Source organism: Pontibacter indicus (assembly GCF_900156345.1).
Taxonomy (GTDB): Bacteria; Bacteroidota; Bacteroidia; order Cytophagales; family Hymenobacteraceae; genus Pontibacter; species Pontibacter indicus.
Genome location: NZ_FTPP01000005.1, coordinates 20,405 through 33,608, shown reverse-complemented (window position 1 = coordinate 33,608; position 13,204 = coordinate 20,405). Strand labels below are relative to the sequence as shown.

The 13,204-nt window shown below is 52.1% G+C and carries 10 protein-coding genes; 3 read left to right on the top strand and 7 right to left on the bottom strand.

The genetic code is table 11. The features are described from left to right. Position 1: 1 nt before the first annotated feature. The 3 genes from B0B12_RS19030 (at position 2) to B0B12_RS19020 (ending at position 7,045) form a co-directional block, all read left to right on the top strand. The gene (locus tag B0B12_RS19030; protein WP_076672236.1) at positions 2 to 4,789 is read left to right on the top strand and encodes a hypothetical protein; all 4,788 of its coding nucleotides are present in this window, start codon (positions 2 to 4) and stop codon (positions 4,787 to 4,789) included. 156 nt (positions 4,790 to 4,945) lie between these two features. Next, the gene (gene plsY, locus B0B12_RS19025) at positions 4,946 to 5,590 is read left to right on the top strand and encodes a glycerol-3-phosphate 1-O-acyltransferase PlsY (protein ID WP_076672234.1); all 645 of its coding nucleotides are present in this window, start codon (positions 4,946 to 4,948) and stop codon (positions 5,588 to 5,590) included. 93 nt (positions 5,591 to 5,683) lie between these two features. Beyond that, positions 5,684 to 7,045, top strand: a complete 1,362-nt coding sequence (locus B0B12_RS19020) for a dipeptidase (RefSeq protein ID WP_076672232.1) — start codon at positions 5,684 to 5,686, stop codon at positions 7,043 to 7,045. A 93-nt stretch (positions 7,046 to 7,138) separates the two neighbouring features. On the opposite strand, the gene B0B12_RS19015 is transcribed toward B0B12_RS19020, so the two are convergent. The 7 genes from B0B12_RS19015 to B0B12_RS18990 form a co-directional block, all read right to left on the bottom strand. Then, positions 7,139 to 7,798, bottom strand: a complete 660-nt coding sequence (locus B0B12_RS19015) for a porin family protein (protein WP_076672230.1) — start codon at positions 7,796 to 7,798, stop codon at positions 7,139 to 7,141. A gap of 155 nt (positions 7,799 to 7,953) precedes the next feature. After that, entirely contained in the window at positions 7,954 to 8,619 is a 666-nt protein-coding gene (locus B0B12_RS19010; protein ID WP_244554779.1) for a porin family protein, read from the bottom strand. Positions 8,620 to 8,975: 356 nt separating this feature from the next. Next, positions 8,976 to 9,560 carry a porin family protein gene (locus B0B12_RS19005; protein ID WP_244554778.1) on the bottom strand — a complete coding sequence of 195 codons (585 nt, stop codon included), beginning with the start codon at positions 9,558 to 9,560 and terminating at the stop codon, positions 8,976 to 8,978. Between the two features lie 245 nt (positions 9,561 to 9,805). Further along, the gene (locus tag B0B12_RS19000) at positions 9,806 to 11,344 is read right to left on the bottom strand and encodes a YifB family Mg chelatase-like AAA ATPase (RefSeq protein ID WP_076672226.1); all 1,539 of its coding nucleotides are present in this window, start codon (positions 11,342 to 11,344) and stop codon (positions 9,806 to 9,808) included. Positions 11,345 to 11,626: 282 nt separating this feature from the next. Beyond that, on the bottom strand, positions 11,627 to 11,767 hold the full coding sequence (locus B0B12_RS20460; RefSeq protein WP_170871919.1) for a hypothetical protein: 141 nt from the start codon (positions 11,765 to 11,767) through the stop codon (positions 11,627 to 11,629). Between the two features lie 394 nt (positions 11,768 to 12,161). Further along, complete coding sequence (gene lpcA / locus B0B12_RS18995) at positions 12,162 to 12,737, bottom strand: D-sedoheptulose 7-phosphate isomerase (protein ID WP_076672224.1); 576 nt, start codon at positions 12,735 to 12,737, stop codon at positions 12,162 to 12,164. 8 nt (positions 12,738 to 12,745) lie between these two features. Beyond that, the gene (locus B0B12_RS18990) at positions 12,746 to 13,087 is read right to left on the bottom strand and encodes a hypothetical protein (RefSeq protein WP_076672222.1); all 342 of its coding nucleotides are present in this window, start codon (positions 13,085 to 13,087) and stop codon (positions 12,746 to 12,748) included. Positions 13,088 to 13,204 lie beyond the last annotated feature (117 nt).

Here is a 13,204-nt window from a genome sequence, read left to right as displayed (position 1 = left end):
TATGAAATATAAACTTCTACCCTTTTTATTTTTCCTGGCTGTGTTCACCGCACAAGCCCAAACCAGACTGGCAACCGACCCGGCACAGTACATCACAGATGCCAAAGCAATGCTGGTGACCGGAAAGGCCAAAAATGCCGAGGCACTGGGTGCTGCCCTGGAGAGCGTGTGGGGCAATCAGCGCCTTTCCGACAAGCAGAAGCAGCAGGTGATCGACATCTCACAGCAGATGTACCGCAAGAAACTGCGCGTTAATCCGCATTACGAGAACTTTTACCAGATGCTGGTCGGCGCCGTGAACCACCACAACATGCGCGGCTCTCAGATTGATGGCATGCTGGAAGTGGTGGTCAAGGCCGTGCAGCAGGACGAGGGTATAGCGCTCGATCGTTTCTTTCAGACCAGCAGCAGCTACCTGACCACCGGTATACTTTACCAGAACAAGCAGTATACTTTGCGCACGTCGGGGGGCAGCGTAAGTTTTGCCTACGAAGGCAAGGCGGCTCCAAAAGAGAAAGAAAAGTCAGCGGAAGTGAGCGACTGGGACAGCTTTTCGTGGGATGATGAGGTGGCAGGCGAAAGCACCGAGGCCACGGCCGACGACTGGGGTGATGCCTGGGACACACCCAAGCCTGCTGCACCCAAAAAGGTGGACCCGAAAGTAGCCGAGAAGAAGCGCCGTGACGACTTCAAGAAGATGTTTATACCTGCGCAGCCCAAGGTGAGCGGACCGGTGATGAAACTGGAGAACGTCAACCTGAGTTTTGCCACCATCCACGACTCCACCGCCATCACCAAAACGAGCGGGCACCTGATGCTGGCAAACAACCTGTTTGTGGGCGAGGGCGGATCGTTTGCATGGCAAGTGGAAGGCAAGCCGGTTTCAGCCGCTTTCAAAGCCTTTAATTTCGACATCACAGCAGCCGCCTTCAAAGTGCCTGAGTCCACTATCACCTACGACGCGGTGCTCGACGCTCCCATTGAAGGGGTTTTTGAGTTCAGGAGCACCAAAGCCGGTACCAACGGCGAGAAAACTTACCCGCGTTTTGCCTCTTATACCAACGATGCGAAGGTGAAAAGTCTGGGCAAGGACATTGTATACTCTGGTGGCTTCACGCTGGCCGGTAACCTGATCGGAAGCAAGCCGCTCGATGGCAGCGCGTCTGCACTGGCCGTGCTGGAGGACGGGAAGAAGAAGTTCCGGTCGATGGCGCACAACTACAACCTGAACGACTCGATTATATCTGCCAACAGAGCCTACGTGGCCATTTACCAGAACCAGCGCCGCGATTCGCTCACGCACCCGGCCATGCAGCTGCGCTACTCCAAGCCAACCCGCGAACTGGTGCTTACCCGCGACAAAGGTGTGTACAGCAAGACGCCTTTCTACGACAGCTACCACAAGTTCGAGATTACGGCCGAGCGCCTTGCCTGGAACCTGGGCACGCCACATGTCAATTTCTCCATCCTGAATACCAAAACCCTTATACCTGTTCAGCTCGAGTCGGCGCAGTATTTCTCTAACATGCGTTTTCAGCAGCTGGTTGGTGTGGCCAGTTTCCACCCGCTGCAGGTGTTTGTGTCGTATGCGGCTAAGGCCAAAACCAACGACTTTTATGCCTTTGATGTGGCCAAGGCCTCGAAGCTAAACGAGAAAGCGGTGCGTGAGGCAGCCATCGGTCTGGCCCGCGAAGGCTTCCTGACTTACGATGGACAATCGCATTTTATTTCCTTGAAACCGAAAGCCTGGCACTATGTAGGCTCCGCACAAAACCTGAGCGACTACGATCACCTGGTAATTAAATCAGTGGTGCCGTCCGGCCGTAACGCGACCCTCAACTTGAGCAGCAACCGCCTGACCGTGCGTGGTGTGGAGAAGATGGCTTTCAACAACGACTCTGCAGCGGTATACGCCGTGCCTGACAGCAACATTGTGCACCTGCTCGACAACCGTAATATGGAGTTCGGTGGCAGGCTGTACGCCGGTCGCCTCAATTTCAGGGGCTCCCAGTTCAAGTTCGATTACAATGAGTTCATGATCGATATGCAGAAGCTGGACACCGTGGCCTTTGTAACGAAGAAGCGTCATGCGGTGGGCAAAAAGAAAGAACTGGAGCAGGTGATGACCAGCCGCTCAGGCAAAATGTCCGGGAAGCTCTACATCAACAAACCCAACAACAAATCGGGCCGCAAGCACTTTCCGGAGTATCCGAAGTTTGACTCGCCGATGGGTGGACAGGTGGCTTTTGCCAGACCGGACGTGCTGGCGGGCGCTTACGACAGCACCGTTTACTTCGATATCCCGTCCTACAAACTCGACAGCTTGAGCAAAGGCAAAAGCATGCTGGGCTTCAGTGGTACGTTCCATTCCGGCAACATCTTCCCGCCGATCAAGACCAAGCTGACCATGATGCCGGACGAAACGCTCGGCTTCTACTACCAGCCTGGCCCGAAAGGCCTGCCGGCATTCGGCGGCAAAGGTATAGCCTACGACACCATTATGATGACCTCGGCAGGTATACAGAGCCGGGGCACGCTTAAGTACCTGACTTCGACCCTACAGGCGCCGGAGTATACTTACTACCTCGATAAAGTGGTGACTCAAAAAGGAACCAGTGCGAAAGTAGAGGCAGGCGGCGGCGAGGCCAACTTCCCGATGGCCAGCCTGGGGCACTACGAAATGGTTTGGACACCGAAGCAGGACACCATGTATCTGATGGTGGATGCCAAGGACCCGATGAAGATCTACAAAGAGGAGTTCAAATTTACGGGCACAGCCATGCTGTCGCCGGGCGGTTTGTACGGCGACGGTGAGTTGGATAATGCCGACGCTAACATCGTGTCGCAAAAGCTCTCGTTCAAAGGACGCAACTTGTCGGGTAACCATGCCCAGATGATCGTGAAATCGGATGTGGAGGGCAAGCCGGCCATGAAAGCGACGGATATGGCCATCAGCTACGACCTGGATAAGCGCTTTGTCGAGTTTGGCAGCGAGCAGAAAGGTATAGCGAGTATCGAGTTCCCGAAGGCGCAGTACAAGACGTCGATGAGCCGAGCTACCTGGGACATGAAGCAGCAAAAGGTGAGCCTGGCTGCGGACGGTGCCGGGGGTAAGAACTATTTCTACTCGCAGCATCCGGAGCAGGAAGGCCTGTACTTCAGCGCCGCCACCGGGGAGTACGACCTCAAGAGTAACTCTATTCTGGCAGGCGGTGTGCCATACATACCTGTAGGCGATGCGCACATTATACCGGACAGCGGCAAAGTGGCTGTGGCAGCCGGCGCTACCATCACCACCCTGCGCAACGCCCGCGTTTTGGCCGATTCCCTGCAGCAGTTCCACAAGCTTTACGCAGGCAACATCAATGTGCTGTCGCGCAACGCCTTCAGTGGCACGGCGGTGCACGATTACCAGAATGCCGCTTCCAACTCGTTTAAGCTGCAGTTTGCGGACTTCCTGTATAAAGAGCATCAGCTGAAGAAGAAGTCAAACATCCACACGACCTATGCCCAGGCGGCGGTTCGTGAGACGGACAACTTCTACATCTTCCCACGCATCCGTTACCGAGGCAACGTGACCATGTACTCGTATCGCCCGCACATGGATTTTGACGGCGACCTGAAGCTGAACTTCACCGGAAATGAAGCGGATTCCGACTGGTTCCCCTTCAAGCGCGACTCCCTGAATCCTGACAACGTACGCATCCCGATCATGAAGCAGAAGGCACCGGACGGAAACCAACTCTATACCGGTCTGCATCTGTCACGTGGAACATTTAAGCCCTACAACACTTTCGTTTCGAAGAAGCAGTACGAAGACGATCTGGACATCTTCACCGTGACTGGTGACCTGTCTTACGATAAGGCGAAAAGCGAATTTAAGATCACGGATGCTGCCCGTTCAGCTGCCGGCTCTTACGAAGGAAACGAATTGCGCTACAATGAGGGCTCCAAAACGGTTTCTTTTGAAGGCAAGCTGAACCTGGTGAACTCCCTGAAGGATTTCGGGATAGAGTCGGCCGGTACAGGTATAGCCAAAACCGACAGCGGCTACTACGCCATAGATGCGCTGATGGCCTTTGACATGAACATGCACTCTTCGGTAATAGCGGCGCTTGGCAAGAAGCTGAACGAGACGGCCATTCGCGGTGGCGGTGACCAGGGCGGTGACGAAACGATGCCGTACAAGCTGGCCAACATCATCGGCAACCGCGATGCGCAGCGCTACCAGGGCGGAGCCATCGCATTTCCAAAACTATCGAACAAACTGGTGCGCAGCATGGTGTTTGATAACGTGGACCTGCGCTGGTCCAACAAGACCAATGCCTGGTACAGCGTGGGCAAACTGGGACTGTCCAACGTGATGAAAGAAGAGATCAACGCGAACATGGACGGCTTTATGGAGATCAAGCAGGACCTGAACGGCGAGCCAGTGGTGAACCTGTACCTGCAGGCCGATCCGTATACCTGGGTTTTCCTGAGCTACCTGGAAAATGGCCTCGTGGTCGTTGCATCTGACGCTGACCTGAACAAAGCCATCCGCTCCAAAGCCAGTGGCGGCCGCTCCCGTAAGTACGGCATGTACATGGGCGAAAGTATCGACAAGAACCGCTTCGTGGACCAGTTCAAGCATGACTACCTGAATGGCAAGGACGCCTTTAAAATGGCAACCCAGCCTCCAGTGGCAGAGCAGGGTGGCTTCAATGTGGCAGAGGACGAAGTAGAGGACACGAAGAAGAAAAAGAAGAAGAAAAAAGGAAATGAAGAAGAGGAGGAAGGTTGGCAATAACCGATAACCGCCCTGCAACCGTATAGGGAAAGATATTTCACTTTTGGATATTAAAATAACTAGTCCCTATATTTGGGTTCTTTTCAAAAATATAAAGGCTGACTGCACTTAATTCTGTTAGGTGCAGTTAATGCAACAAAAGCTGACACACGCGTCATGAACATACTTTTAATTGCCGCTTTATTTTTAGTAGCATACCTGATCGGTTCCATCTGCACCGCCGTTTGGATTGGTAAAGCCTACTACGGAATTGACATTCGCCAGCATGGCAGTGGCAACTCCGGAGCTACCAACACATTTCGGGTGCTGGGCAAAAAGCCGGGCACCATTGTGATGCTGATCGATATTTTCAAAGGCTGGGTGGCCACTTCACTGGCAGCCTTGCTCGTGATTTTCAATGCTATACCTGCTGATGATCTGATCTTCTATCAACTGGCCATGGGTGCATTGGCTGTAGTGGGGCATATTTTCCCGGTATACGAGCGCTTCAAAGGCGGAAAAGGCGTGGCCACTTTGTTGGGTATGATGCTGGCCATTCACCTGGAAGTGGCCCTGATGTGTATGGTCATTTTCGTGATCGTGCTCTTTACCTCCAAGTATGTGTCGCTGGGCTCTATGATCGCGGCATTGGCTTTCCCGATCCTGCTCTTGCTTCCGCGCTTCCATCCGGATAACCCGATCCTGATCATCTTTGGTTTTGTGGTGTTTGCCGTGGTGGTATTGACGCACCGTAAGAACATCAACCGCCTCATAAACGGCGAGGAGAGCAAAGCCAACATCAAGCTGGGGCTCCGCAAGTAGGTATAGCCGCCTGCAGGTATAAGCATTCTAAAAGCCACTCTTTCCGAAGGGTGGCTTTTTTCGTACCTTTAGCGCAAGACATTTATCCAGACTATGAACCAATATATTGCTGACAACAAAGACCGATTTATAAACGAGCTGCTGGACATGCTGCGCATACCTTCTGTAAGCGCCGACCCGAAGTTTAAGCAGGATGTGCTGCGCACGGCAGAGTTTGTGGCCCAGAAACTGCGCGAGGCCGGAGCTGACAATGTGGAGTTGTGCGAGACGGGCGGCTACCCGATCGTGTATGGCGAGAAGATGGTAGACCCAAGCCTGCCCACAGTGCTGGTATACGGGCACTACGATGTGCAGCCTGCCGACCCTTATGAACTGTGGCACTCACCTCCGTTCGAGCCCGTGATCAAAGACGGCAAGATATACGCCCGCGGTGCCTGCGACGACAAAGGCCAGATGTACATGCACGTGAAGGCCTTTGAGGTGATGATGCAGAACAACGCCTTGACTTGCAACGTGAAGTTCATGATCGAGGGTGAAGAGGAAGTGGGATCTGCCAACCTGGCCACTTTCGTGAAGAACAACAAGGAGAAACTGAAGGCCGATGTGATTCTGATCTCCGACACCGGTATGCTGGGTAATGACACGCCTTCTATCACCACCGGCCTGCGCGGTATGAGCTACGTGGAGGTAGAGGTAACCGGCCCGAACCGCGATCTGCACTCCGGTCTGTACGGTGGCGCTGTGGCGAACCCGATCAACATCCTGTGCCAGATGATCGCTGCCATGCACGACGAAAACAACCACATCACCATACCTGGCTTCTACGACAATGTGCAGGAGCTGAGCCAGGAGGAGCGCGCCGAGATGGCCCGTGCCCCTTTCAGCTTGGACAAGTATAAGCAGGCCCTCGACCTGCCGGATGTGCACGGTGAGGAAGGCTACGTGACCATGGAGCGCAACTCCATCCGCCCGACGCTGGATGTGAACGGCATCTGGGGTGGCTATACCGGTGAAGGAGCTAAGACGGTGATCCCTTCGCAGGCGTTCGCTAAAATATCGATGCGTCTGGTGCCGAACCAGACGTCTGAGGAGATTACGGAAAAGTTCAAGAAGCACTTTGAGAGCATTGCGCCGAAGAGTGTGAAAGTGGTCGTGAAGCCGCACCACGGTGGTGAGCCGGTGGTAACGCCGACTAACTCTATCGCTTACCAGGCGGCTGCCAAAGCCTACGAAGAAACCTTTGGCGTGAAGCCGGTGCCAGTGCGCAGCGGTGGGTCTATTCCAATCGTGGCCATGTTCAAGTCAGAGCTCGGTTTGGATTCGGTGCTGATGGGCTTCGGTTTGGATACGGATGCGATCCACTCGCCTAACGAACACTTCGGTGTCTTCAACTTCATGAAAGGTATAGAGACGATCCCGCAGTTCTATAAGTACTATGCCGAGATGAGCAAATAAACCAAAGCTCAGGTATAGCAAAGCCCCGCTGCTTCATGTAAGTAGCGGGGCTTTGCATTTTTAAGGTATAGCGATCAAGGTATAGCCGTCGGCCTACCAGCTGCCGGGTCGGCGTGTGGGCATCAGGAAGCCGATGGAAAGCTGCCAGACCAGGTTGCGCTGGGTCAGGTCCTGTTTCGGGGATGGGCGGAGGCTACCGGTGTGGCGCACGTTCAGAAAAAAACCACTTTCGAGCATCAAACCGCCACCTACCGCATAGCCGGCGTCGAAGCTGTTAAAGTCATCCCTGTCAAAATCTTCGCGGCCGAGCACGAGCGGCGGATCTACGGTAGGGTCTGAGCTGACAATGTTGACATCGTTGCCCACGTTGAGCAAATAGCCCATATACGGACCCGCCTCCACAAACAGGGCGGCTTTCTGCAGTTTGATCATGAGCGGAAGTTCGATGTAGTCGAGGCGGAGGTCGCCGGTAAGGGCTGTTTCAGCGGGCCTGTTTAAGGTATAGTTGTCGTAGGTAAAACCCTTGCGGCTGTAGTGCAGCTCGGGCTGTACCGACAGGCGGGAGGCAAATTCGTAGGCGAACACGAAAGCCCCGTGTATACCTGCCAGGTGGTTGATCTGTTCAGAAGGTGCATCGGAGCCGACTGCTTTGGAAAAGCCGCCGCCTGCTTTCACGCCGTAGCGGTAATACTGGGCGTCTGCTGCAAACGAGGTGATTAGCAGCAGGGCCATTAGAGGTATAATCTTTTTCATAGTCGCGGGTTTAGTATGGTAGTTGGGCGCATGCCCTTGCTTCTTATTACTCCTGACGACGGTAATTAGTTAAGCACAGGTATAGCAGGTATAGCCGAAAACAAAGAAGCCGCCGGATGCAGAGCACCCGGCGGCTTCTTCATTAAGAGAAAATATTAGCGGCTCGTTGGCAATGCCAGTCCTACCGTTACCATAAAGGTAGAGTGACGGGCGTTAGCCAGGTCGCCACCAAAGTTCACGTCCTCTTTCACGAAATCGCTGATGGCCCCGTTGTAGCGTACACCGAAGCTAATGGCGTTGTTGGCCGATGTGAAACCGATGCCGGCTGCGTAGCCTACTTCAAATTCCTTCAAACCATCCTTGCTGTTCTCATCGCGTGTGGTATTCTGTAACTGACCGTTCAGGTATGACTTGGTCTCATTGTTTACGCTCACGAGGTAAGAGGCCTGCGGACCAGCTTCAAAATACAGAGGCCCAGCCTTGATTCTGGCAAGCACCGGCAGGTCGATGTAGTTGTAATTCACTTTACCTTCTCTTCTCCAGTTCTGGCCCAATAAGGTAAACTCAGAATCTTCGTTCTTGAAACCCTTCACCGAATAGAGTAACTCCGGCTGAATCGAAAAGAAGTTGTCGACGATGCCGAAGTTCGCCATGATGCCGGCGTGAAAGCCGACTTTGTTCTCGAAGCGGTCTTCATCGCGCAGATCGCCGGAAAGGTTAGAAATATTCGCACCGCCTCTTATACCGAAGCTTGCGTTTTGCGCCTGGGCGCCAAATGCAGTAGCTACTGCAAACACGAACATAAATACTAGCTTTTTCATAATTGGGTAATGGTTGTTTTGGAGTGATCTGAGCAATATACGTGCAGAACTATATTTTTATTGAGTATATAGATAGGGTGTTTTCATAGCCGGGGTGTCATTTGCCTGATTGTCAGGTTGATAATTTTTCGAGAATTGTGCTTTATTTTTGCTGTTCTGGTGCCGGGTTACTCAGTTTCCCAGACGGCAAGGTTAGGGGGTGTTCTACTTTAGTACAAAATAGCGGCTGCTTTGTTGCGGCTACTTAGTGAGCGGAGCCGATCGGCTAGTCGCGGCAGGTATGGCGGGCATATAAAAAGCCCCGGCGCAAACCGGGGCTTCAGTATCATAGTTTTATTCTGTACTAATGGGGACGCTTATCTGCTGCCGAACAAATAGCCCAAGGTCAGCATGAATACGTCATTACGATAGTTACCTACGTCTGTGTTGTCATAAAGCTTGGAAATATCGCCGTTGTAGCGAACACCGATGCTCAGGCCAAGTGGCGTAGCCTGCAAACCAACGCCGGCTGCATAACCTAAGCTGGTGCGCTTGTAGTCGTCCAGGTCATCGGTGATGGTTGTATTGTTCACATCCACTTCGCCACCAATTCTAAACGACACCTGTGGTCCAGCCTCAAAGTACAGTGGTCCTGCATTTACACGGCCCAGCACAGGCACATCCAGGTAGTTGATTTTCCACTTCACATCGTCGGCACTAGTCTCGGCACCCTTCATCGAGTAAAGCAATTCAGGCTGAATCGAGAAAAAGTTATCAGTCGACAGCGGGAAGTTCGCTGTTAAACCTGCATGCCCACCCCAAATACGATCGAGGTTATCGGCATCGGAGCCGCCAAAACCAGCATAGTTTACACCAGCTCTGATACCTAAACGTGGACCCTGCGCGTGTGCTGCAACCACTGTCGTCATGGCTAAAACAAACATTAAGATTCTCTTCTTCATAGTAGTAAATGGTTAATTGGATTAAGTGTGTTAGTGTCAGGAAGAGTCGACATTGTTCTCGCTTCCTGACGTCCCATAGTACGCAGGCCCCCAAGAAAAGTCTAAAAAAGTTTGATCTTTCATGTTAAATGTGGTGCAATCAGAATGGCAGGTTAAAACCGTATTAAAAAGAAAAGCTCAACACCTTTTTAAAGTATTGAGCTTTGTAATTATGTGATATATAAATAGTTATGATTACAAGAACGTTAACCTGCCCAACCGTCTCTGTCCAAGCTTCGGTACTGGATAGCTTCTGCTAAATGTTCAATTTTAATTTCGTCGCTTCCGGCCAGGTCAGCGATGGTGCGGCTCACCTTCAGGATGCGATCGTATGCGCGGGCCGAGAGTCCGAGCCGCTCCATCGCGGTCTTCAGCAAAGTGCGCCCGGCATCCGAGATCTGGCAAATCTCCTTCACCATTTGGGAAGGCATCATAGCATTGGAATGAATGGAGTCTACGGTGCTGAATCGCTCCCGCTGTAACTCGCGCGCTCTTACTACCCGCTCGCGTATGGTCCCACTGTCCTCCGACTTACGGGTGGCTGTCATTTCATCGAAGGTAACAGGCGTTACTTCCACGTGCAGATCAATGCGGTCGAGCAAAGGGCCGCTTACTTTGTTGAGGTAACGCTGCACAAGGCCGGGAGCACAGACACATTCTTTCTCGGGGTGATTATAGAAGCCACAGGGGCACGGATTCATGCTGGCAATGAGCATAAAGTTGGCCGGAAAATCCAGGGTTGTTTTGGCTCTGGAAATGGTCACGCGTCGCTCTTCCAGCGGCTGGCGCATCACCTCCAAGGCGGTACGCTTAAACTCTGGCAGTTCATCTAAAAACAACACCCCATTATGCGCAAGCGAAATCTCTCCGGGCTGCGGTATACCACCTCCGCCTACCAACGCCACATCCGAAATGGTATGATGTGGCGACCGGTAGGGCCGCGTAGAAAGCAAAGACGACACCTCTCCCAATTTGCCAGCCACCGAATGTATTTTGGTTGTTTCCAGCGCTTCGTGCATCGAGAGCGGAGGCAGGATAGAAGGCAATCGCTTGGCCAGCATAGTCTTTCCCGCTCCCGGAGGACCGATCATGATCACGTTGTGACCACCGGCAGCAGCGATTTCCAAAGCCCGTTTGATGTTCTCCTGCCCCTGCACATCCGAGAAATCGGCCGCATACTGGTTCGCTGTGTTCTGGAAAACCTCGCGGGTTTCTATTTTAACGGGTGGTATGTCCAGTTCATCATTCAAGAAGTCAATGGCCTCCTTGATATTCTCTACCCCGATCACATCCAGGTTATTCACGATAGCTGCTTCGCGGGCATTGCTGGCGGGCAGTATAATGCCTTTAAACCCCTCTTTGCGGGCCTGAATGGCAATAGGGAGTACACCCTTAATGGGACGAAGCGAACCATCAAGCGATAACTCGCCCATGATCATGTACTGCGAAAGCTTATCAGGATTCATCTGCCCGCCAGCAGCTAGCATACCCATCGCGATGGTCAGGTCGTAAGCAGCGCCCTCTTTCCGGATATCGGCTGGGGCCATGTTGATGATGGTTTTCTGGCGTTTGAGCTTGTAACCATATTGCGCCAGTGCCGATTCGATGCGCTGCTCGCCTTCCTTAATGGCATTGTCGGGTAGGCCCACCAGGAAGTACTTAGCGCCAGCGCTCACACTCACTTCCACGGTTACGGTATAGGCGTTCACGCCCTGCACGGCGCTGCCAAACGTCTTGATAAGCATAGGGGTTAGATGTTGATCTATAGATGCAATTTTATAAGTTAGATTCGCAACACAGCTTGGTGATAATTGATTCCAGCTGGATGGTAGTAAATGTAGGGAAAAGAAAATTATTGGTGTTATGGTAGAGAGTATTGCTATAGAAGGGGTGAGAGTGTGGGCGTATACGATTGCGCCTGCTATGGTGAGGCCTCTATCTTAGTGTCAGGTGTACCTACAGTAGTGGAATGCCTATGCCTATACCTAGCGTAGCTTCAGTATTGCTATACCTTAAGCTAAACTGTTTTATAGCTTGCCCTGGCCGGGCAGGCCTTCCTTTTTGTCTTGACACAAAAAGTAAGCAAAAAAGTCAAGACCCTCCAAACTCGCTGACCGCTCGAACAGTGGAGTGTCAATTGGTGCACCTGGCACCGCTAATTGTTTCATAGCTAAAGGGGCAAGTTAGTCTTGTTATACCTGCCAGTGATATGTGACAGTGCAGAAAGCTATAGAACTTATACCTGTGAATTGGCAGTTACAGAAAGTCCCCCTTCGAAGGGGGTAGGGGGATGACAGTATTCAACAGGTATACCTTTGCTACAAAGCTTATACTTGCGAATTCTCAATGTCAAAGCTTCCCCTCTCGAGAGGGGAAGGGGTGTGTCAATCGTCTGAGAGAATCCTGTCAATCTTTAAATTCTGAAAATCCTTGGGGTAGGGGGCCTATAGAAAGATTCAGACAACCTGCAGACCTCAAAGTGTGAGCAGATCCCTCAATTCCTTCGCTTGCTTTTCTACAGCTATAAGCAAATTAATACACTCTATACCTGGCTGGTATATCTTACCCGCAAATCCGCTTCTCGATCAGGAGAATCAGAATGTGGATGACTTTGATATGGATTTCCTGCACGCGGTCGGCGTAGCCGTGGTGTGGCACGCGCACTTCCACGTCGCAGAAGGCAGCTAGTTTGCCGCCGTCTTTGCCGGTGAGACCCACGACCGTCATGCCTTTGGCTTTGGCGGCTGCGGCGGCTTTGAGCACGTTGGCGGAGTTGCCGCTGGTGCTGATAGCTAGGAGCACATCGCCTTTGTTGCCCAGCGCTTCGATGTAGCGCGAAAATACATGATCGTAACCGTAATCGTTGCCCACGCAGCTCATGTGGCTCACGTCGGAGATGGAGATGGCAGGTATAGCCTGGCGGTTGTCGCGGTAGCGGCCTGTCAGCTCCTCAGCAAAGTGCATGGCATCGCACATGGAGCCGCCGTTGCCGCACGACAGTATTTTGCCACCGGCTTCCACGGCATCGGCCATGGCGTTGGCCGCGCGCTCAATGGCGGCAATGTTGTTAGGGTCAGCTATAAAGTTGTTGAGCGTCTGTTGCGCTTCCTGCAGCTCCTTGATTACGGTCTGGGTCATGTAAAATATTAGTTGCTTGCGACAGCCATCTCCATCTGAACAGATTCTTTGTAGCTGTTGCTTCTGTATGCTTGCTTGCGCTCATATAAATCGGCTTTCAGTTCATTGATTTTTACCTGAGCCATGTGCCTGTCGTATTTGAGCGACGTAATGTAAAGTTTTCCGATCAAAAGTTTGACCAGCATCAACCCGGCGCCTACTGCCCCAAGTGTTTTGTAAAGGGTGAGCGCCTGCTCTTCGGTCGTAATCTCGAATATGGTTTTGTAGTCTAGCAGGTTTGTTAGCAAAAGTGCTATAAACAAGGCGTAGCAAAAAACGATTACATCCGAGAGAGTCTTAAGTTCTTTCATGCTTTCAGGTTGGATTTTGGTGCAAAACTGTTTCGGGCTAAACTATAAAAAAATGTGAATATACCGAAATGCTAAGGCCGAAATTTAATTAAAAGCAGAAACCATTAATACGAAAGC